Genomic DNA, 21,463 nt, shown 5'->3' with positions numbered 1-21,463 from the left:
CTTCCGCCACTTACGCCCGGCACATATCGGAGGCCGGTAGCATTCGCGGAGTTGTTTGGTCATGTGTCGGCAAAGATGAAGGAGACAACCGGTGAGCGGCGACGACCGCCAGAGCGAGCTGGCCCGGGAGCACAAGGAGCGGCAGGCGAGGCGCGCGGCCGAGCAGACCGCCAAAGCCAGGCGGAACACCTTCATCGGCGCGGGCGTGGCCGTCGTCGTGGTGGCGGGCGGCATCTTCGCCGCGACCACCCTGATGGGCGACGACAAGAAGACGGTCGCGGCGGAGAGCACGCCCTCGCCCTCCGCCAGCACCAGTTCCCCCGCCCCGACGGCGCTGCCGAGCACCACGCCGCCCAAGAAGGCGGGCAAGGTGTCGTGCACCTACAAGCGTGACGACTCCGCGCCCAACAAGTTCGTCGGCCTGCCGGGCAAGCGGCCCAACCTCAAGCTCAAGACGATGACCGTGAGCACCAACCACGGCGACATCGTGATCGACGTCGACGCGAACGCGACCCCGTGCTCGGTCAACTCGATGGCGTTCCTGGCCAAGAAGGGCTTCTACGACAACACCAAGTGCCACCGGCTGGTGACGCCGGAGACGGCCGGTCTGTACCTGCTGCAGTGCGGCGACCCGCAGGCCAAGGCCGACGGCCGGAACCCGACCGACGGGCAGGGCACGGCCGGTTACGTGTTCGGCGACGAGGCCGTCGGCATGTCCTACACCAAGGGCGTGGTGTTCCTGACCCAGCCCGACGGCGCGTCGGGGCAGAACAGCAGCCAGTTCGCCATCTCGCTGTCGGACGAGAACGGCCAGCTGGAGCCGCAGTACTCGGTGCTCGGCATGGTCCGCTCCGGCCTGGACATCATCGAGAAGGTGGCCAAGGACGGCGTCATCGTCAACGGCGACGACATCGTGGGCGACGGCGGCTCGACCGCGCCGAAGAACCCGATCATCATCAAGCGCGTCACCTTGAGGTAGCACGCGGAACACGACGGCGGGCGCCCCCCTTCGAAGGGGGGCGCCCGCCGTCGTCGTGTCAGGACTCGGACTTGGGCTGGGCGTCGACGCCCGCCTCCTTGCGCTGGTCGGCCGTGATCGGCGTCGGCGCGCCGGTCAGCGGGTCGAAGCCGGAGGCGGTCTTCGGGAACGCGATCACGTCGCGGATCGAGTCGCCGCCGGACAGCAGCATGCAGATCCGGTCCCAGCCGTAGGCGATGCCGCCGTGCGGGGGCGGGCCGTACTTGAACGCCTCCAGCAGGAAGCCGAACTTGCTCTCGGCCTCCTCCTTGGAGATGCCGAGCACGTCGAAGACCCGCTGCTGCATCTCGGCCCGGTGGATACGGATCGAGCCGCCGCCGATCTCCATGCCGTTGCAGACCATGTCGTAGGCGTAGGCCAGGGCCTCGCCCGGGTGGTCCTGGAAGTTGTCGGCCCACTCCGGCTTGGGGCCGGTGAACGGGTGGTGCACGGCCGTCCAGCCGCCCTCGCCGTCCTCCTCGAACATGGGGGCGTCGACCACCCACAGGAACGACCACTGCGACTCGTCGATCAGGCCGCAGCGACGGCCGATCTCCAGGCGGGCCGCGCCCAGCAGGTCGCGGGAGGCCGAGCGGGCGCCGGCGGCGAAGAAGATCGCGTCACCGGGGGCGGCGCCGACCTTGGCGGCCAGGCCGGACAGCTCCTGCTCCGACAGGTTCTTGGCGACCGGGCCGCCGAGCGTGCCGTCCTCCTGGACCAGCACGTAGGCCAGGCCCTTGGCGCCGCGGCTGCGCGCCCACTCCTGCCAGCCGTCGAGCTCCTTGCGGGTCTGCGAGGCGCCGCCCGGCATGACCACCGCGCCGACGTAGTCGGCCTGGAAGACGCGGAAGGAGGTGGCCGAGAAGTAGTCGGTCATCTCCACGAGCTCCTGGCCGAAGCGCAGGTCGGGCTTGTCGGAGCCGTAGCGGGCCATGGCGTCGGCGTAGGTCATGCGCGGCAGCGGCATGGGGATCTCGTAGCCGAGGATCTCCCGCCACAGGCGGCCGACCAGCTTCTCGCCGACCTCGATGACGTCCTCCTGGTCGACGAAGGACATCTCGACGTCGATCTGGGTGAACTCGGGCTGGCGGTCGGCCCGCAGGTCTTCGTCGCGGTAGCACTTGGCGAGCTGGTAGTAGCGCTCCAGGCCGGCGACCTGCAGCAGCTGCTTGAACAGCTGGGGCGACTGCGGCAGGGCGTACCAGTTGCCGGGCTGCAGGCGGACCGGCACCAGGAAGTCGCGCGCGCCCTCGGGGGTCGAGCGGGTCAGCGTCGGGGTCTCGACGTAGACGAAGCCGAGCTCGTGCATCACCTCGTTGGCCAGGTAGGTGGCCTTGGAGCGGGTGCGCATGGCGGCGGCGACCTGCTGGCGGCGGATGTCGAGGTAGCGGTACTTGAGCCGGGCCTCCTCCGACACGCCGACGTTGCCCTCGATGGGGAACGGCAGCGGTGCGGACTCGCTCAGCACCTCGACCCGCTCGGCCACGACCTCGATCGCGCCGGTGGGCAGCTCGGGGTTCTCGTTGCCCTCCGGGCGCACCCTGACCTGGCCGACCACCTGCACGCAGTACTCGGCGCGCAGGTCGTGGGCGTGGTCCTCCTCGCGGAAGACCACCTGCGCCGAGCCGGAGGCGTCGCGCAGGTCGATGAAGACCACGCCGCCGTGGTCACGGCGGCGGGCCACCCATCCTGCGAGCGTCACCTGCTGCCCGGCGTGCTCCTTCCGGAGCGACCCGGCCGTATGCGTGCGGATCACTGCACTTTCCCTTTCAAAACGTCGGCGACCTGGGCCAGCGGCACCTGGGTCTGTTCAGCGGTGGTCAGGTCCTTCAGTTGCACGGCCTCGGCCGCGAGGTCTCGCTCGCCCAGGATCAGCGCGAAGCGGGCGCCGGATCTGTCGGCGCCCTTCATCGCTCCCTTGAGCCCCTTGCCGCCGAAGGCCATGTCGGCGCTGACGCCCGCCTCGCGCAGCTCGGAGACGAGCAGGAACATGCGGCGGCGCGCGTCGTCGCCCAGCGGGACACCGTACACCTGGACGCGGCCCGGCGCGGCCTCGCCGAGCAGACCCTCGGACTCCATGGCCAGGTAGGTGCGGTCGGCGCCGAGCGCCCAGCCGACACTGGGCAACGGCGGGCCGCCCAGCATCTCGCTGAGCCCGTCGTAGCGGCCGCCGCCGCCGACGGCCGACTGGGAGCCGAGCCCGCCGTGCACGAACTCGAACGTGGTGCGCGTGTAGTAGTCGAGCCCGCGCACCAGGCGCGGGTCGTCCTCGAAGGCCACGCCCGAGGCGGTCAGCAGCGAGCGGACCTCCTCGTGGTAGGCCTTGCAGGCGGCGCACAGGTGGTCGACGACCAGCGGCGCGCCGGTGAGCTGGGCCTGCACCTCGGGCCGCTTGTCGTCGAGCACCCGCAGCGGGTTGATGTCGATGCGGGCCCTGGTCTCCTCGTCGAGGTCGAGCCCGCGCAGGAAGTCCTGGAGCGCGGCCCGGTAGGCGGGCCGGCAGTTCTTGTCGCCCAGCGAGTTGACCAGCAGCTTGACCTGCCGGAGCCCGAGCGAGGCGAAGCCGCGCGCGCCGAGCAGGATCAGCTCGGCGTCGAGCGCCGGGTCCTCGGAGCCCAGGGCCTCGGCCCCGACCTGCCAGAAGTGGCGGTAGCGGCCCTTCTGGGCACGCTCGTAGCGGAACTGGCTGCCGGAGTACCACAGCTTGACCGGGAGCTGCCCGTTGTGCAGGTTGTGCTGGAGCACGGCGCGCACGACCGACGCGGTGCCCTCGGGACGCAGCGTCAGCGACCTGCCCGCCTTGTCGGGAAAGGTGTACATCTCCTTCGACACCACGTCGGTGGACTCGCCCACGCCCCGCTTGAACAGCTCGGTGTCCTCGAAGACGGGGGTCTCGACGTAGCCGTAGCCCGCCTGCCTCAGCGGCGCGGCCAGCGCCTCGCGCACGGCCAGGATGGCCTCGGAGCTGGGCGGCAGCCAGTCGAAGGTGCCTTTGGGTGCTTGGAAGCTCATTAGATCCCTCGTGTGGGACCGGCCTGCGGCGCCGCTTCCTTCAGGTAAGGGTTGGTGGCGCGCTCGCGGCCGATCGTGGTCTGTGGTCCGTGGCCCGGCAGGACGACCGTATCGTCAGGCAGCGGCAGGCACTTGGTGGCCAGGCTGTTCAGGATGGTCGGGTAATCGCCGCCGGGAAGATCGGTGCGGCCGATGGAGCCGGCGAACAACAGGTCGCCCGAGAACATGATCTCGTCGCCGGGCAGCCGGAAGCTCACCGACCCCCTGGTATGGCCGGGGGTGTGGTCGACCACGAGATCGAGGCCCGCCAGGCTGAGCGCCGCGCCGTCGGACAGCTCGCGCACGTCGTCGGGCTCGCTCAGCCTGATGTCGCCGAACAGCGAGACGCCGCCGCCCCAGCCGGCCGAGGGGTCGCTCAGCAGGTGGCGGTCGTCGGGGTGGATCCACGCGGGGACGTCGCGCGCGCCGCAGACGGGGGCGACCGACCACACGTGGTCGAGGTGGCCGTGCGTGAGCAGCACCGCGACCGGCTTGAGCCGGTGCTCGCGCAGCAGCTCGTCGACGCCTTCGGCCGCGTCCTGGCCCGGATCGACGATCACGCACTCCTCGCCGGCCGCGGGCGCGACGACGTAACAATTGGTCTGGAGGGCCCCTGCGGGGAAGCCTGCGATGAGCATCTGCCTCAGGTGATCTCGTCGAAAAGCCAATGGGAATGTAACCGAAGGGTACCGGTGCGGGTCGCCGGGCTGCGAATCATTACCCATTGGCCGATACGATTCGCCCACCTCAGTTGATTGACTATGGGAGGCAAAGCGGTGGCCACGGGCAAGGACCGGCAGAAGCAGCTGGCACGTGAGCACTACGAGCGGCAGATGCAGCGCCGCATCGAGCGCGAGCAGAAGGCCAAGCGCACCGCGATCATCGGCTCCACGGTCGGCGTGGTGGTCGTGGTGGGCGGCATCGTGGCCGCGGTCGCGCTGCTCGGCGGCGGCGGCTCGACGACCGAGGCGTCCGCCTCGCCCTCGGCCTCGGCCCCGCAGGACACCGCGTCGGCCGCGGCCAGCACGGGGCCCAAGCCGTACAACGCGGCGACCGGCACCTGCGACTACGTCAAGGAGGCCGCCGGCGGCCAGGTCAAGGACGTCGGCATGCCGCCGGCCAAGGTCAAGACCGAGCCGGCCAAGAAGACGATGACGCTCGACACCAACCTGGGCGACATCGTGATCGAGCTCGACAACGCCAAGGCGCCGTGCACGACCAACTCGCTGGCCTTCCTGGCGAGCAAGAAGTTCTACGACGGCAGCAAGTGCCACCGGCTCGGCAGCGACAAGTTCCCCATGCTGCAGTGCGGCGACCCGACGGCCAAGGCCGACGGCAAGAGCCAGGACGGCGCGGGCGGCCCCGGCTACGTGATGGCCGAGGAGAACCTCCAGGGGGCCACGTACAAGCGCGGCACGGTGGCGATGGCGAAGACCTCGGCGCCGGGCAGCACGGGAAGCCAGTTCTTCCTCGTTTACGGCGATCTCGGACTCACCCCGGATTACACGCCGGTGGGTACGATCACCAAGGGGCTCGACATCCTGGACAAGGTGAACAAAGCGGGCGTCATCGCTGACATGGGAGATGGGACCGGAGCACCGAAGCAAACCCTCGAAATCAAAGACGTGACAATCGCCGGCAAGAGCTGACGTAATACAAACTAGGGACGAAGTAGTCCCGAAGGGTCTGATGGATAGTGCGGGAGGACACGGTGAGCACCGACCCGTGGGGCCGGGTAGACGACGACGGCACCGTCTACGTGCGTACGGCTGAGGGAGAGCGGGCCGTCGGCTCCTGGCAGGCCGGTGAACCCGAAGAGGCACTGGCCTACTTCCATCGCAAGTACGACGAGCTGTCCGGCCAGGTGCAGCTCCTCGAACAGCGGGTCAAGGGCACCGACCTGGCGCCCGCGCAGGCCGAGGCGAGCATCGCCAAGCTGCGCGAGGCCGTCGCCGACGCCCACGCCGTGGGCGACCTGGCCGCGCTGACGGCCCGCCTCGACGGCCTGACCGAGCTGGTCGGGCATCGCCGCGAGGAGGTCAAGGCCGCCCGCGACCAGGCGCGCGCCGAGGCCAGGGTGGTCAAGGAGCGCATCGTCGACGAGGCCGAGCGCATCGCCGACGAGACCACCCACTGGAAGACAGGCGGCGAACGGCTGCGCCAGCTCGTCGAGGAGTGGAAGGCCGCCGACCGGATCGACCGGGTCACCGAGGCCGCGCTGTGGAAGCGCCTGTCGGCGGCCCGTACGGCCTTCGCCAAGCGCCGCAAGCAGTACTTCGCGGGCCTGGACGAGCAGCGCGAGGGCGTGCGCGCGGCCAAGGAGCGCATCGTCGCCGAGGCCGAGGCCCTGGCCGGCTCCACCGACTGGGGCACGACCGCGGCGATCTACCGCGAGCTGATGCAGCAGTGGAAGACCGCCGGGCGCGCCTCGCGCGAGGCCGAGGACGAGCTGTGGGGCCGCTTCAAGGCCGCCCAGGACCAGTTCTTCCAGGCCCGTTCGGCGGTCTTCGCCGAGCGCGACGCCTCGCTGGCGGCCAACGCCGAGGTCAAGGAGGAGCTGCTGGCCGAGGCCGAGAAGATCCTCCCCGTCACCGACGCGCGCACGGCCAGGGCGGCGCTGCGGCACGTCCTGGAGCGCTGGGAGGCCGCCGGACCGGTGCCGCGCGAGCAGCGCGACCGGCTCGAAGGCGGGCTTCGCAAGATCGACGAGGCCGTGCGCAAGGCCGAGGACGCCGAGTGGAAGCGGTCCAACCCCGAGGCGAGGGCCCGCGCCCAGAGCACGGTCGACCAGCTGCGCGCCTCCATCGAGCAGCTGGAGAAGCGGCTGGCCAAGGCGCAGGCCGCCGGCCGGGCCAAGGACGTCAAGGAGGCCGAGGAGGCGCTGGTCGCCCGCCGTTCGTGGCTGGAGGAGGCCGAGCGCACGCTGACCGAGTTCAGCTGAACCGATCTTCGGAAGGCGGCCGGGGTCCTACGCTGACGGCATGGACCCCGTCAGCGTCGCGCGCGCCCTCGTCGACGAGCTGTTCCCCGGCGCCCTGTACGCCTTCGTCGGCGGCAGCGTGCTCACCGAGCGCCGCACCAGCACCTCCGACCTCGACGTCGTGGTGGTGCTCGACGGGCTGGCCGTGCCCTACCGCGAGTCCCTGCGCTGGCACGGCTGGCCCGTCGAGCTGTACGTCCACAGCGAGACCAGCCTCGACGCCTACGTCGACCGCGACCTGGCCGAGCGCAAGCCGGGCGTGGCCCGCATGTGCGCCGACGGCGCGGTGCTGGTCGACCGCACCGGCGGCCGGGCCAGCGACCTTCAGGCGGCGCTCGGCGACCGGCTGGCCGCCGGTCCCGGCGGCCTGGCCGCCGCCCGCGCCGACCAGGCCCGGTACGCCCTGTCCGACCTGCTCGACGACCTGGCCGGCGCGACCGACCCCGGCGAGCAGCTGTTCATCCGCTGGCAGGTGGTCCAGGAGACCGCCAGGCTGGCCCTCGACGTGGGCGGCCGGTGGCGCGGCAACGGCAAGTGGCTGCTGCGCGAGCTGCGCGGGCACGACCCGGCGCTGGCCGACGAGCTGCTGGCGGCCCATTCCGACCCGGCACTGCTGACCTCGGTGGCCTCAGGCGTCCTGGAACGGGCCGGAGGGCGTCTGTGGGAGGGCTACCGGGCCGAGGGCGACCCGTTCCACCTTCCGCTGCGTCACATCGCCTCAGACGCGCTGTCGGGCGACACGGCCCAGAGCGCGGGGATGCGCAGGCTGGCCGCCGTCAGCGGGGCCACGGCCGGTTCCTCGGCCCTGTGGATGGGCCAGACGCACGTCGCGCCCGCCACCCGCTCCTCCGACCACCATCACGGCGCCTCCGAGACCGCCATCTACGTCGTCAGCGGCACGCCGCGCTTCGTCTTCCTCCAGGACGGCCGCGAGCGGCGCATCGAGGCGGCCCCCGGCGACTACGTCTACGTGCCGCCCTACACCCCGCACCGCGAGGAGAACCCCGACCCCGAACGGGAGGCCGTCGTGGTGATCGCGCGCAGCACGCAGGAGGCGATCGTGGTCAACCTGCCGGACCTGAAGGGCTGAACCGCCACCGGCCGGCCGCTCAGCTGCCGGCGCCGCTCACCCGGTAGACGTCGAAGACGCCCTGGATGCTGCGCACCGCCTTGAGCACGTGGCCCAGGTGCTTCGGGTCGCCCATCTCGAAGGTGAACTTGCTGATCGCCACCCGGTCGCGCGAGGTCGTCACGGACGCGCTGAGGATGTTGACGTGCTGGTCGGACAGGGTGCGCGTGACGTCGGACAGCAGGCGCGGCCGGTCGAGGGCCTCGACCTGGATGGCCACCAGGAACACGCTGTCGTCGCCGGGCGACCAGCTCACCTCGACCAGCCGGTCGGGCTGCTCCCTGAGCTGCTGGACGTTGGTGCAGTCGGCGCGGTGCACGGACACGCCGTGGCCGCGGGTGACGAAGCCGACGATCTCGTCGCCGGGCACCGGCGTGCAGCACTTGGACAGGCGCACCCACACGTCGGCGTCGCCCGCCACGACCACACCCGCGCCGCCGCCGCGCGGACGGCCGCGCAGCCGGGTCGGCAGGGACGTCTCGGCGATGTCCTCCTCGGCGCTCTCCACGCCGCCGATCGAGGCCACGAGCTTCTGCACGACCGCCTGCGCGGCGATGTGCCCCTCCCCCACGGCCGCATACAGCGCCGAGACGTCGGGATAGCGCAGGTCGCGGGCGAGCGCCAGCAGCGCCTCGCCGGACATCAGGCGCTGCAGCGGCAGGCCCTGCTTGCGCATGGCGCGGCCGATGGCCTCCTTGCCCGCCTCGATCGCGGTCTCGCGGCGCTCCTTGGAGAACCACTGCCGGATCTTGTTGCGGGCCCGGCCGGACTTGACGAACTTCAGCCAGTCGCGCGACGGCCCGGCGTCGGGCGACTTGGAGGTGAAGATCTCGACCGTGTCGCCGTTGCCGAGCCGCGACTCCAGCGGCACCAGCCGCCCGTTGACGCGCGCGCCGATGCAGCGATGGCCGACCTCGGTGTGGACGGCGTAGGCGAAGTCGACCGGCGTGCCGCCCTCGGGCAGGGCGATGACCTGGCCCTTCGGGGTGAACACGTAGACCTCGGAGACCGACAGGTCGAAGCGCAGCGACTCCAGGAACTCGCCCGGGTCGGAGGTCTCCTTCTGCCAGTCGAGGAGCTGGCGCAGCCAGGCCATGTCGCTGCCCGGCTTGACCTTGCCGGTGGGCCCCGGCGCGCCGACCTCCTCCTTGTACTTCCAGTGGGCGGCCACGCCGTACTCGGCCCTGTGGTGCATCGCGTGGGTGCGGATCTGCAGCTCGACCGGCTTGCCCTCGGGGCCGATCACCGTGGTGTGCAGCGACTGGTACATGTTGAACTTGGGCATCGCGATGTAGTCCTTGAACCGGCCGGGGACCGGGTTCCAGCGCGCGTGGATCGTGCCCAGCGCCGCGTAGCAGTCGCGCACGCTGTCGACCAGGACCCGGATGCCCACCAGGTCGTAGATGTCGTCGAAGGCGACGTCGCGGGCGATCATCTTCTGGTAGACGGAGTAGTAGTGCTTGGGCCGGCCCTTGACCACCGCGCGGATCTTGGCCTCGCGCAGGTCGCCGGAGACCTTCTCGATGACCTCCTGCAGGAACAGGTCGCGCCGCGGCGCGCGCTCGGAGACCATGCGCGCGATCTCGTCGTAGCGCTTGGGGTAGAGCATGGCGAACGCGAGGTCCTCCAGCTCCCACTTGATCGTGTTCATGCCGAGCCGGTGGGCCAGCGGCGCGAAGATCTCCAGCGTCTCGCGGGACTTCTGGTGGCGCTTGTGCTCGGGCAGGTAGCGCATGGTGCGCATGTTGTGGAGCCGGTCGGCGAGCTTGATGATCAGCACGCGGATGTCGCGCGACATCGCCACGACCATCTTGCGCACCGTCTCGGCCTGCGCCGCGTCGCCGAACTTGACCTTGTCGAGCTTGGTGACGCCGTCGACCAGCGAGCCGATCGTGTCGCCGAAGTCGGCGCGCAGCTCGTCGAGGCTGTAGGCGGTGTCCTCGACGGTGTCGTGCAGCAGCGCGGCGCACAACGTCTCGTCGTCGGTGCCCAGCTCGGCCAGGATCGTCGCCACGGCGAGCGGGTGGGTGATGTAGGGGTCGCCCGACTTCCGCTTCTGGTCGCGGTGGTGGTAGGCGGCCATGTCGTAGGCGCGTTCGATCAGGCGCAGATCGGCCTTGGGATGGGTGGCCCGGACCGTGCGGAACAGCGGCTCCAGCACCGGATTCATGGCCCCACCCCCAAACCGCCGTCGACGCACCGCAGGAACGCCGGGCGCGTCGGCATTACCAGCGTCGGTTACGTCGGGCGCGACCACATCACGGGGCACTCAGACTCCTCACGTTCGAGTCCAGATCCCCCCAGTGTATCCAGGCTGTGAACCCGGACTCGCTCGGGCCGTCTCAGACGATCACCAGGGAGTGCAGGTCGACGGCCGGCAGACGCTCGCGTCCCTTGAGAAAAGCCAGCTCCATCAGCACCGCGAGGCCGACGACGTGCGCGCCCGCCCGCTCGACGAGCTCGATGGTCGCCCTGGCCGTGCCGCCGGTCGCCAGCACGTCGTCGACGATGAGCACCCGGTCGCCGGGCGCGAAGGCGTCGCGGTGCACCTCGATGGTGGCCGAGCCGTACTCCAGGTCGTAGGACTCCTCCAGCGTCGCGGCCGGCAGCTTGCCCTTCTTGCGCACCGGGACGAACCCGGCCGCCGCCCGGTAGGCCACCGGCGCCGCCAGGATGAATCCCCTGGCCTCGATGCCGACGATCTTGTCCACCTGGGTGAGGCCGGCCAGCTCGTCCACCACGGCCGCCATCGCGACGGGGTCGCCGAGCAGCGGGGTGATGTCCTTGAACAGCACGCCGGGCTGGGGATAGTCGGGGACGTCCCTGATCCGGTCCAGGATCAACTGGCTGAGCTCGCTCATCGTGCTTCCATCGCCTTCCTCGTGGGTGCCGCGCTCCATGATGGCCTACTCCGGGCCCTCCTCGGACCGCCGTACGTCCCGGACGGCCTCTGAGCGGCCTCACACGCCCGCCGGTGACAGGTCCCGCCCCGGGTGCCCCTCAGCCCCCTCCGGCGCCGCACGGCCCCCCCTGAACGCGGCGGCGCCCCCGCCCTGACGGACGGGGGCGCCGGGACGAGCCACGGACGGGGCTCAGCCCTTCGCTACGGCTGCGCTTTTGGAACCCTTCGCCCCCTTGCCGGAGGTGGAGGCGAGCCGGCGCGCGATGGCCTGGTACTTCGGCTCCCGCTCCTTGAGCGTCACCAGCATCGGCGTGGCCACGCACAGGGACGAGTAGGTGCCGACGATCATGCCGACGAACAGGGCCAGCGACAGGTCCTTCAGCGTGCCCGCGCCGAGCAGCGTGGTGCCGATGAACAGGATGGCCGCCACCGGCAGGATCGCGACCAGCGAGGTGTTCAGCGACCGGATCAGCGTGTGGTTGAGCGCGTTGTTGGCCGCCATCGAGTACGTCATCTTGGAGGTCGTGCCCAGCTTGGCCGTGACCTCCTTGATCATGTCGAACACCACGACCGCGTCGTAGAGCGAGTAACCCAGGATGGTCAGGAAGCCCAGCAGCGTCGCCGGCGTGACCTCGAAGCCCGACCAGGCGTAGACGCCGGCGGTGATGACGAGGTCGTGGATGAGCGCGACGATCGCCGACAACGCCATCTTCGGCTCGAACGCCATCGACAGGTACAGGATGATCGCGAGCATGAAGACGCCCAGGCCGATCCAGGCCTTCTGGGAGACCTCACCGCCCCAGGAGGCGCCGATCGACTGGACGCTGACGTCCTTGACCGGGACCTTGTACTCCTTGGCGATCGTCGTCTGCATCTGGTTGAGCGTCGACTCCGTCAGGGTCTCGGTGGTGACCCGCCAGTTGTCGCGGGCCCGCTGCACGATCACCTGGTGGGCGCCCTGGGTGCGGAAGTCCTCGCGGACCTCCTCGACGGTGCCGCTGGTGGCCGGGAACGTGAAGACCGTTCCGCCCTTGAACTCGACGCCCAGGTTGAGCCCGTTGAACAGGATGCCGGCCAGGGAGACCGCCAGCAGCAGGCCGGACAGGCTGTACCAGAGCCTCCACTTGCCGACGAAGTCGACATCGATCTCGCCGCGGTAGAGGCGACGCCCCAGTCCCATCTCAGGCCTCCTGCGGAGTGGTCGTGGCGGCCGGCTCGGTGCTCATGCGCTCTGCGTCGAGGCCGGACAGCGGGTGCCCCTTGGCGAAGAACTTCAGCCTCGCCAGCAGGGCGATGAACGGCTTGGTGAACAGGAACACCACCACGATGTCGATCAGCGTGGTCAGGCCCATCGCGAAGGCGAACCCGGCCACACCGCCCACCGCCAGGAAGTACAGCACGATGGCGGCGATGAACATGACGGCGTCGGCGATCAGGATCGTGCGCCGGGCACGGACCCAGGCCACCTCGACGGCCGCGCGAAGCGTCCGCCGACCTTCCTTCATCTCATCACGTATGCGTTCGAAATACACGATGAAGGAGTCGGCGGTGATGCCGATGGAGACCACCAGGCCGATGATGTGCGGCAGCGAGAGCCGGAAGCCGGCGTTGTGGCCGAGCACGACCACCGCCGTGTACGTCAGGATCGAGGCCACGACGAGGCTCAGCACCGCGACGATGCCGAGGCCGCGGTAGTACAGCAGCGAGTAGACGACCACCAGGCCGAGGCCGATGATGCCCGCGATCAGGCCGCCTTCGAGCTGGTCGGCGCCGAGCGTCGACGACACGGTGTCGATCGAGCTGCGCTGGAACTTCAGCGGGAGGGCGCCGTACTTGAGCTGGTCGGCCAGGTTGGTGGCGCTGACCTGGTCGAAGCCGCCGGTGATCTCGGCGCGGCCGCCGGGGATCGGGCTGATGATGTTCGGGGCCGTGATGACCACGCCGTCGAGGACGACCGCCACCTTGTTGCGCGGCTCCTGGGCGTTGTAGGCGGTGGTGGTGAGCTTGCTCCACTCGCCCGCGCCCTTGCTCTTGAAGTCGAGCTGGACGATCCACTCCACGGTGCCCTGGCGCACGCCGGCCGAGGCGGTGTCGATGTCGGTGCCGACGACCTTGGCGACGTCGAGGACGTACTTGTAGCTGCCGTCGGTCTCGCAGGCCGCGTACTGCTTGTTCGGGTCGTCCTGGACGCCCTGGCCGCGGTTCTTGGGGTCGGTGCAGTCGAGCTTGTGGAACTGCTGCAGCACCGCGGGGTCGATGCCCTGCGTGTTGATGCCGGCGTTGGGGTCCTGGCTCGGCTGCGTGGGCGGCGTGCTCGGCGACGGCGTCGGCGTGGCGTTCCTGCCCTTGGTGTTCTGCTTCTGGCCGTTCTGGGCCGTCTGGTCGCGGCCGGTCTGCGTGGCCTCGGGCGTGGCGCCCGGCGTCGGCGCGGTCAGCGCGGACGACAGCGCCTTGCCCGTCGGGGACGCGCTCGGCGTGGTCGCCGACTGCGTGCCGGACGGCTTGCCCGACGGCCTGGCGGTCGAGGACGGCTTGGCGGACGGCGAGGCGCCCGGCGTGGGCGCCTCGGTGGTCAGGTTCTGCGGGACCTGCGTGGCCTCCATGGCGAGCACCTGGCGGAAACGCAGCTCCGCCGTGGTGGCGACCAGCTTGATGGCCTCGCTCTGTCCGACGCCCGGGATGGAGATGATGATGTTGTCGCCGGACTTGGCGACCTCCGCGTCGGAGATGCCGGTGCCGTTGACCCGGTCGCGGATGATGTTGACCGCGCGGTCGAGGATCTCTTCAGGCGGAGACTGACCGGACTGGGTCACGGGTGACAACGTCACCGTCGTTCCGCCGGCGAGGTCGAGTCCCAGCTTGGGCGTGAACGCCTTCTGCAGGAACATCGTCCCGCCCAGGGCGAGGATGAGCGCCAGCAGCACCAAGAGCGTGCGCCCTGGTCGGCTGTGGCGGCTGGTCGGTCGGGCCACTGGTCGTCGATTCTCTCAGATAGGGGTTTGTCGCAGAGCTTAGTCAGGACTGCTTGCTGCTGGAGCCCTGATCGCCGTTGGGCTCGACGGTCGCGTCGGAGTCCTTGGCGTCACCGTCGGCGAGGTCGGTCGCGACCGGCTCGTCGGCCACCACCGGAGTGTCACCGGGCTGGACCACACGGCCGATGGCCGCCTTGACCCAGCGCGTCTCGATGCCGGGCGCGACCTCCAGCACGACGTCCTCGTTGTCCACCGCGACGACCGTGGCGAACAGGCCGGTCGTGGTCATGACGCGGGCGCCCGGGGTCAAGGAGTTCTGCATCTGCTGCGCTTCCTGCTGGCGCTTGCGCTGCGGACGGATCAGCAGGAAGTAGAACACCACCACCAGAAGGATCAGCGGCAGGATGCTTCCGAGTTGTCCCATGTCCATAGGGGCGACCTTCCATAGTCGTTCAAGAATTTGACACCGGCCTCGCGCCGGAAATTCCGTTGCGTAGCTCTCGGGCCGCGCCGCTCAGCCCGTCAGCCTACACAGCCAGCCAAGGCACGGAGTGTAGGCGGTTGTTATGAAACGCGGCAACGAGGCAGCGATTCGGCGCGCGGGGAAGTTCCCGATTTGAAATGGTTGCAACCGTTTCGTGATCACGGTGCAACGGCGGCCCCGAACGCGTCCGGCGGCGGTGTCATACCCAGGTGTGTCCAGGCGGAAGCGGTCGCGACCCGGCCGCGCGGGGTCCTGGCCAGCAGCCCCTGCCGGACCAGGAACGGCTCGGCCACCACCTCGACGGTCTCGGGCTCCTCCCCCACGGCCACGGCGAGCGTGGAGAGACCGACGGGGCCGCCGCCGAACTTGCGCAGCAGCACCCCGAGCACCGCCCGGTCGAGCCGGTCGAGCCCTTCGGCGTCGACTTCGTAAAGATTGAGCGCAGCCGAGGCAATGTCCCGGTCGATCACGCCGTCGGCGCGCACGTCGGCGAAGTCGCGGACGCGGCGCAGCAGCCGGTTGGCGATGCGGGGCGTGCCGCGCGACCGCCGGGCGATCTCGTGGGCGCCCTCCTCGGGCAGGACGACGCCGAGCAGCCGCGCCGACCGGTGGAGCACCTGCTCCAGCTCGCCGACCTCGTAGAAGTCCATGTGGGCGGTGAACCCGAACCGGTCGCGCAACGGCGCCGGCAGCAGCCCGGCCCGCGTGGTGGCGCCGACCAGCGTGAACGGCGCGATGTCGAGCGGGATCGCGGTCGCGCCCGGCCCCTTGCCCACGACGATGTCGACCCGGAAGTCCTCCATCGCCAGGTAGAGCATCTCCTCGGCGGGCCTGGCCATGCGGTGGATCTCGTCGATGAACAGCACCTCGCCCTCCGTCAGCGTGGACAGGATGGCGGCGAGGTCGCCGGCCCGCTCCAGGGCGGGGCCCGAGGTGATGCGGAGCGGCATGTTGAGCTCGGCCGCGATGATCATGGCCAGGGTGGTCTTGCCCAGGCCCGGCGACCCGCTCATCAGCACGTGGTCGGGCGGACGCTGCCGGCGCATGGCGCTCTCCAGCACCAGGGAGAGCTGCTCGCGCACCCGGCCCTGGCCGATGAACTCGGCCAGCCGCTTGGGCCGCAGCGCCGCCTCGATCTGCAGCTCGTCGCCGCCGGCGTCGGCGGAGACCAGCTCGCGCTCATAGTCCATGGCCACCGCTCCTTCCCGCGCGCCGGGGCGTCGTCTCGGACTTCATGATCATCGTACGCTGAGGGACCGGAGCGCGGCCTTCAGCAGCGCGGCCACCTGCGGCTGACGTCCGGCGGCGAGGTCGGCCTCGGCCTCGGGCGCGACCCCGGCCACGGCCTCGTCGGCGTCTTTGCTCGAATAGCCCAGGCCCACCAGGCCGGAATGCACCTGCTCGCGCCACAGGGCGGCGCGCCGCTCCCCGCCGATCGCCGCGTTGACGGCCTCCTCGGGGGTGCCGAGCCGGTCCTTCAGCTCCAGCACGATGCGCTGGGCGCCCTTCTGCCCGATGCCCGGCACCCGCGTGAGCGCCTTGAGGTCGGCGGCGGCCACGGCCACCCGCAGCGCGTTGGGCGTGTGGACGGCGAGCATCGCCAGCGCCAGCTTGGGGCCGACGCCGCTGGCCGTCTGGAGCATCTCGAAGACGGCCCGCTCGTCGTCGCCGGCGAAGCCGTAGAGGGTCAGCGACTCCTCGCGCACCACCAGCGAGGTGGCCAGCCTGGCCTGCTCGCCCACGCGCAGCGTGGCCAGCGTGCCTGGGGTGCAGTGGGCGAGGATGCCGACGCCCCCGACCTCGATCACGGCTCCGTCGGGCGCGATCGACGCCACCCTGCCCGCCACCGACGCGATCACGACTCGATCTCCTTCTCCATGAACCCCACGAACCCCACGAACTCCATGAAACGGTCAGGCCGCGCTCTTCGCACGGGTCAGCGCCCCTTGCCGGCGCGGGCCATGGCCTCGGCCAGCCGGTGCTGGGCGCCGCCGCGCCAGATGTGGCAGATGGCCAGGGCCAGCGCGTCGGCGGCGTCGGCCGGCTTGGGCATCTCGGCCAGCCGCAGCAGTCGGGTGATCATCGTGCCGACCTGCTTCTTGTCGGCCGTGCCGCTGCCGGTGACGGCGGCCTTGACCTCCGAGGGCGTGTGCAGCGCGACGGGCAGCCCGCGCCGCGCCGCGCACAGCACGGCGATCCCGGCCGCCTGCGCGGTGCCCATGACCGTGCGGACGTTGTGCTGGGCGAAGACGCGCTCCACGGCCACGGCGTCGGGACGGACCTCGTCGAGCCACCGCTCGATGCCGGCCTCGATACCGACCAGCCGGGTGCCGAGCTCCTCGCCGGCGCCCGTGCGCACCACCCCGACGGCCACCAGCGACAGCGGCGCGCCCGGCCGGCCCTCGACCGCGCCCAGGCCGCACCGGGTCAGCCCCGGATCGACGCCCATCACCCGCACCGGTTCGCCTCCCGCGCCGCCGAACATCTGTTCGGCACGAGACTCTACCCCGGCTGAGCTGGCCGCGCACCGTGAATCGCCCGCCGCGAACGGCGGGCGGGCCGGTCAGAAGTAGTCGAGCATGTACGGCTTGGCGGCGAAGGCCGTGTCGAGCAGCTCGTCGTGACGGTCGTCGCCGGACATCAGGCCGGTCCTGCGCAGCGTCGCGGTGGGCACGCCCGCGTACAGGGCGGAGAAGCCGCCCACGCTCAGCGCCGCGGCCCCGCCGTCGGCCGGGGCGGCCGGGACGGCCGTGCCTGAGCCGCCGGAGAACTCCAGCCGGAAGCAGCCGCCGCCGCGCAGCGGGTCGTCCACGGAGACCACGGCACCGCCCGTGACGGCGGCTGGGAAGCCCCTGCGCTCCACGGCCGCGGCCACGTCGAGCACCCGGAACATCCAGCGCACCTGCGTGACGTGGTCGGTGGAGCGCTCGCCGAGCAGCCACAGCACCGGGTCGTCGGGGGCGACCGGCGCGGTGACCTTCCTGGCGATGGACGACGAGCTGCCCACCATCGACCACAACGCCCTGGACGTCTCCCCCGAACCGGCGACCAGGTTCTCGACGTGCATGTCGTCGCCGTTCCAGCGGTAGACGAGGTAGCCGTCGGGGGCCAGGTAGAGGAAGTCGTCCTCGTTGGACAGCCAGACGCGCCAGGCGTTCTCGTCCCAGGCGACGGGGCCGCTGGAGCGGGCCGCCTCGTGCGCGCGGTGGAGCAGGGAGACGACCTCGGCGGCGTCGCCGGGGCCCATCCTGCGCAGCTTGACCTCGCCGGACGGCCTGATGCGGCGCAGCGACTCGGCGGGCAGCGTGATCATGTGCCGGGCTCCGGCGTGCTCGTAGCCGAGCGAGCGGTACAGGGGCGTGGTGGCCGGGTAGAGCGCCGAGACGGCGTCGCCGTGGGCGGCGGCGCGGTCGATGACGGCGCGCATGATGGCGGTGCCGACGCCGTGGCCGCGGTCCTCCGGGTTGACGGTGACCCCCGCGACGCCGGCCATGGCCTGCGGACGGCCGTACCACCACTGGGTGAAGCGGCGCAGCCGGGCCGAGGCGGCGAGCCTGCCGTCCTCGAACGCGCCCAGGTAGCGGCCCTCGCCGAGGGTGGGCGTCACGGTGTGGCGCCACCGCTCGGCCTCCGCGCCGGAGATCGGGCCGAAGGAGCGTTTACGCAGGTCGAGAACGTCGTCGAGGTCGTCGGGGGTGAGATCGCGAATTTCCACAACCACTCAACCTACGGGCTGGTACGGGCGGGTCGCGATCCGTTTACGCTGACGGCGAGCCGGTCGAGGTACCGCAGCTGGGCGGCCACGACGGCGGCCAGCGCGACCGCGACGACGAGCAGCGGGGTGCTCGCGCCGGCGTCGGGGACGCCGTGGAGGCCGCCGAGCCGGCCCATCTGCGCGACGGGCACGGTGAACAGCTCCGGGCTCTGGGCCACGAGCAGCGGCCAGAGCACGTCCTGGGCGTTGACCAGCGTGACGGCGCCGGCCAGCACGCCCGCCATGGGCAGGGACGGCAGCAGGACGCCGCCGAAGAAGTCCCTGTCGTTCCGCTCGGCCAGCCCCTTGCACAGCAGCGTCAGCACCAGCAGCGCCGGGACGCTGACCAGCAGCGGCGGGAACAGGGCGAAGAAGGTGTCCACGAGGCGCAGGTTGCGCATGTTCTGCCAGTCGGCCACGCCGAGGGGGCCGGTGCCGACGAACAGCCAGGGGGCGAACGGCAGCAGCAGCCACTCGCTGCGCGCGCCCAGGGGACGCAGGCCGCCGATGCCCAGGGCGGCCAGGTAGGCGACGCCGACCGACACCAGCGCGCCGGCCACGGCGGGGACCCAGGTGTTGACCTGTGCGCGCAACCCGCCGGAGGCCGCGCCGTCGCCGCCCGCGAGCACGCCGGCGATCCACGGCCAGGCGCAGACCACCCCGACGACCACCACCAGCACCAGCGCCACGACACCGCCGACGACGCCGCCCCCGGCCCCCGCCCGCCCGCCCGGCGAGTCGGGGAACGCTCCACCCCGAGCCCGCTTCGGGAGCACGGTGACGCGGAGGCGGGCGGCCACGGCGACGACCACGGCGACGATGCCGAGCACGCCGAGAAGTACGCCCGTCAGAGCCGCGACGGCCGCCCCAGGGCCGAACTGGGCCATCCTGAAGGCGTAGTCGTACTGAAGGCCCGCCAGGGTCTGTGTGGCGCGCTCAGGGCCGCCCCGGGTGAGCGCCATGCCGATCGTGAACGCCTGCGCCCCCACGGCGACGGTCGCCAGCGCCACCAGCACCGCCACCACGGCCGTGGCGCGCCCGGCGGTGCCGCCGCGCAGCGCGGGCAGGAACGCCGTCAGCGCCAGCGCGCACACCACTCCAAAGGTGGCGGCCACGACGACGAGCCGCAGCGTCCCCGGGGCCGTGGCGGGGTCGCGCAGTCCCTCGGCCAGCGTGGCGATGCCCGGACCGTCGGGCGAGGTCCCCCGCAGCCAGGCCGCCGCCACGCCGATCGGCGAGAACGTGACGATCGCCAGCGACAGCACGGCCAGGCCCGCGCGCCGCAGCGGGGCGCCGCCCCGGTCGAGCGCCAGCGCGAGCAGCGGCCCGACGACCACGGCCACCAGCAGCGGCCCGACGGTCAGCGAGAGCGTGAAGCCCAGCGCCCGCCAGAACTCCTCGCCGCCCAGCACCTTGCCGTAGTTGTCCAGGCCCACGAACCTGCTCGGCTGCAGCACGCCGCCGCTGTGCAGGCTGAGCACGATCGTCTGGACCGTCGGCAGGACCAGCGTGATCAGGGTGCCGAGCAGGGCGGGCACGGCCAGCAGCCAGCCCAGCGCGCGGTAGGACGGGGCGGGCCGGGCGGCCGGGGGCGCGGGGACCGGGGTCGGTGGGATGGGGGAATTCACGTCGCCCGACCCTAGCCGCGTCCGGGCGCGATCGCACGCGTAACGGCCGGGCGGGCATTTGGTGTCGAACACCCGCGAGCCCGGCAAGTGCCAGGTCACAGGCGGAAACCGGCCCCGGGAAAGAGCAAAGGCCCGGGGGGCGCCCCCGGGCCCTCGGTGGCGCGGGATCAGTCGAGCGCGGCCAGGACGTCGTCGGAGACGTCGAAGTTGGCGTAGACGTTCTGGACGTCGTCGCTGTCCTCCAGCGCGTCGATCAGGCGGAACACCTTCTTGGCGCCCTCCTCGTCGAGCGGCACGCTCATCGTCGGCAGGAAGCTCGACTCGGCCGAGTCGTAGTCGATGCCGGCCTCCTGGAGCGCCTTGCGGACCGGCACGAGGTCGCCGGCCTCGGAGACGACCTCGAAGGAGTCGCCCATGTCGTTGACCTCTTCGGCGCCCGCGTCGAGCACGGCCATCAGGACGGTGTCCTCGTCGAGGCCGTTCTTGGGCACGATCACGACGCCCTTGCGGTTGAACATGTACGACACCGAGCCCGGGTCGGCCAGCGAGCCGCCGTTGCGGGTCAGCGCGACGCGGACCTCGGAGGCGGCGCGGTTGCGGTTGTCGGTGAGGCACTCGATGAGCACCGCGACGCCGCCGGGCGCGTAGCCCTCGTACATGATGGTCTGCCAGTCGGCGCCGCCGGCCTCCAGGCCGCCGCCGCGCTTGCGCGCCCGCTCGATGTTGTCGTTGGGCACGGAGTTCTTCTTGGCCTTGAAGATGGCGTCGAAGAGCGTGGGGTTGGCGTCCGGGTCAGGGCCACCGGTCCGTGCCGCCACCTCGATGTTCTTGATGAGCTTCGCGAACAGCTTGCCGCGCTTGGCGTCGAGCGCGGCCTTCTTGTGCTTCGTCGTCGCCCATTTGGAGTGGCCGGACATTACCTAGAGCTCCCTCACCATGTCTACGAAGTAACGGTGCACGCGAGTGTCCCCGGTCAGCTCGGGGTGGAACGAGGTCGCGAGCAACGGCCCTTGACGGACCGCGACGATCCTATCCCCAGGCTCGGCCGTGCCCAGCACCTGAACGTCAGCGCCGACCGATTCCACCCACGGAGCACGGATGAACACAGCGTGTACGCGTTCGCCCGCGAAGTCCAGGTCCGACTCGAACGAGTCCACCTGACGGCCGAAGGCGTTGCGCCTGACCACCATGTCGATGCCGCCGATGGTCTGCTGGCCCTCGATGCCGTCCTCGATGCGGTCGGCCAGCATGATCATGCCGGCGCACGAGCCGTAGGCGGGCAGGCCCTCCTTGATCCGCATCCGCAGCGGGTCCAGCATGTCGAAGGTGTCGGCGAGCTTCCACATGGTGGTCGACTCGCCGCCGGGGATCACCAGGCCGTCGACCGCGTCGAGCTCGGCCGGGCGGCGCACGGCGACGGCCGAGGCGCCGGCCTCCTGGAGCATGCGCGCATGCTCGCGCACGTCTCCCTGGAGAGCGAGTACACCGATCGTGGGCACAGCGATCCTTCCGTTAAGGTCCGGTTTCCGACAATTCAACACCATG

At 71.1% G+C, this 21,463-nt stretch carries 19 protein-coding genes; 4 read left to right on the top strand and 15 right to left on the bottom strand.

Annotated elements, in window-relative coordinates; all coding sequences use genetic code 11:
* Positions 1-91: 91 nt before the first annotated feature.
* On the top strand, positions 92-979 hold the full coding sequence (locus AB0J71_RS28195; RefSeq protein ID WP_352327841.1) for a peptidylprolyl isomerase: 888 nt from the start codon (positions 92-94) through the stop codon (positions 977-979).
* A 58-nt stretch (positions 980-1,037) separates the two neighbouring features.
* Here the strand turns inward: AB0J71_RS28195 and aspS are convergent, their stop codons facing one another.
* From aspS to AB0J71_RS28180, 3 genes are read right to left on the bottom strand one after another with little or no spacing between them, the layout of a single operon-like run.
* Positions 1,038-2,774, bottom strand: coding sequence for an aspartate--tRNA ligase (gene aspS / locus AB0J71_RS28190; RefSeq protein ID WP_364390134.1), 1,737 nt, complete (start codon positions 2,772-2,774; stop codon positions 1,038-1,040).
* Complete coding sequence (gene hisS, locus AB0J71_RS28185; RefSeq protein WP_352330195.1) at positions 2,771-4,030, bottom strand: histidine--tRNA ligase; 1,260 nt, start codon at positions 4,028-4,030, stop codon at positions 2,771-2,773. Before hisS ends, aspS begins: the two co-directional genes overlap by 4 nt.
* A complete protein-coding gene (locus AB0J71_RS28180) occupies positions 4,030-4,707 on the bottom strand; it encodes an MBL fold metallo-hydrolase (protein ID WP_352330193.1) in 678 nt (225 codons plus the stop codon). Before AB0J71_RS28180 ends, hisS begins: the two co-directional genes overlap by 1 nt.
* Before the next feature lie 123 nt (positions 4,708-4,830).
* Here AB0J71_RS28180 and AB0J71_RS28175 point away from each other — a divergent pair, with 123 nt between their 5' ends.
* From AB0J71_RS28175 to AB0J71_RS28165, 3 genes are all read left to right on the top strand, one after another.
* A complete protein-coding gene (locus tag AB0J71_RS28175) occupies positions 4,831-5,718 on the top strand; it encodes a peptidylprolyl isomerase (protein ID WP_352330191.1) in 888 nt (295 codons plus the stop codon).
* A gap of 62 nt (positions 5,719-5,780) precedes the next feature.
* On the top strand, positions 5,781-7,010 hold the full coding sequence (locus AB0J71_RS28170; protein ID WP_352330189.1) for a DUF349 domain-containing protein: 1,230 nt from the start codon (positions 5,781-5,783) through the stop codon (positions 7,008-7,010).
* Between the two features lie 40 nt (positions 7,011-7,050).
* Entirely contained in the window at positions 7,051-8,139 is a 1,089-nt protein-coding gene (locus tag AB0J71_RS28165; protein WP_364390131.1) for a cupin domain-containing protein, read from the top strand.
* 19 nt (positions 8,140-8,158) lie between these two features.
* Here AB0J71_RS28165 and AB0J71_RS28160 read toward each other — a convergent pair whose 3' ends face one another.
* The 12 genes from AB0J71_RS28160 to pdxT form a co-directional block, all read right to left on the bottom strand.
* On the bottom strand, positions 8,159-10,348 hold the full coding sequence (locus AB0J71_RS28160; protein WP_352330550.1) for a bifunctional (p)ppGpp synthetase/guanosine-3',5'-bis(diphosphate) 3'-pyrophosphohydrolase: 2,190 nt from the start codon (positions 10,346-10,348) through the stop codon (positions 8,159-8,161).
* A 172-nt stretch (positions 10,349-10,520) separates the two neighbouring features.
* Positions 10,521-11,039, bottom strand: coding sequence for an adenine phosphoribosyltransferase (locus AB0J71_RS28155; protein WP_352330551.1), 519 nt, complete (start codon positions 11,037-11,039; stop codon positions 10,521-10,523).
* A gap of 231 nt (positions 11,040-11,270) precedes the next feature.
* Positions 11,271-12,260 (bottom strand): protein translocase subunit SecF, encoded by a 990-nt coding sequence (secF, locus tag AB0J71_RS28150; RefSeq protein ID WP_364390129.1) that lies wholly within the window; start codon positions 12,258-12,260, stop codon positions 11,271-11,273.
* 1 nt (position 12,261) lies between these two features.
* Positions 12,262-14,004, bottom strand: coding sequence for a protein translocase subunit SecD (gene secD / locus AB0J71_RS28145; protein WP_364416864.1), 1,743 nt, complete (start codon positions 14,002-14,004; stop codon positions 12,262-12,264).
* 91 nt (positions 14,005-14,095) lie between these two features.
* Positions 14,096-14,476: a preprotein translocase subunit YajC gene (gene yajC / locus AB0J71_RS28140; RefSeq protein ID WP_352322544.1), complete on the bottom strand. Its 381-nt coding sequence runs from the start codon at positions 14,474-14,476 to the stop codon at positions 14,096-14,098.
* A 218-nt stretch (positions 14,477-14,694) separates the two neighbouring features.
* A complete protein-coding gene (gene ruvB, locus AB0J71_RS28135; RefSeq protein ID WP_352322545.1) occupies positions 14,695-15,726 on the bottom strand; it encodes a Holliday junction branch migration DNA helicase RuvB in 1,032 nt (343 codons plus the stop codon).
* A 48-nt stretch (positions 15,727-15,774) separates the two neighbouring features.
* The gene (ruvA, locus tag AB0J71_RS28130) at positions 15,775-16,395 is read right to left on the bottom strand and encodes a Holliday junction branch migration protein RuvA (protein WP_352322546.1); all 621 of its coding nucleotides are present in this window, start codon (positions 16,393-16,395) and stop codon (positions 15,775-15,777) included.
* A gap of 77 nt (positions 16,396-16,472) precedes the next feature.
* On the bottom strand, positions 16,473-16,994 hold the full coding sequence (gene ruvC / locus AB0J71_RS28125; protein ID WP_364416805.1) for a crossover junction endodeoxyribonuclease RuvC: 522 nt from the start codon (positions 16,992-16,994) through the stop codon (positions 16,473-16,475).
* A 105-nt stretch (positions 16,995-17,099) separates the two neighbouring features.
* The gene (locus AB0J71_RS28120) at positions 17,100-18,251 is read right to left on the bottom strand and encodes a GNAT family N-acetyltransferase (protein ID WP_364416803.1); all 1,152 of its coding nucleotides are present in this window, start codon (positions 18,249-18,251) and stop codon (positions 17,100-17,102) included.
* Between the two features lie 11 nt (positions 18,252-18,262).
* Positions 18,263-19,918 (bottom strand): sugar ABC transporter permease, encoded by a 1,656-nt coding sequence (locus AB0J71_RS28115; RefSeq protein WP_364416800.1) that lies wholly within the window; start codon positions 19,916-19,918, stop codon positions 18,263-18,265.
* A gap of 167 nt (positions 19,919-20,085) precedes the next feature.
* Entirely contained in the window at positions 20,086-20,835 is a 750-nt protein-coding gene (locus AB0J71_RS28110) for a YebC/PmpR family DNA-binding transcriptional regulator (RefSeq protein WP_352322550.1), read from the bottom strand.
* A gap of 3 nt (positions 20,836-20,838) precedes the next feature.
* Positions 20,839-21,462, bottom strand: coding sequence for a pyridoxal 5'-phosphate synthase glutaminase subunit PdxT (gene pdxT, locus AB0J71_RS28105; RefSeq protein WP_352322551.1), 624 nt, complete (start codon positions 21,460-21,462; stop codon positions 20,839-20,841).
* Between the last annotated feature and the right edge of the window lies 1 nt (position 21,463).

The organism is Nonomuraea sp. NPDC049637, assembly GCF_040675235.1.
Lineage (GTDB): Bacteria > Actinomycetota > Actinomycetes > Streptosporangiales > Streptosporangiaceae > Nonomuraea.
The sequence above is the reverse complement of the archived record's forward strand: the minus strand, read 5'-3'. Positions and strand labels throughout refer to the sequence as shown.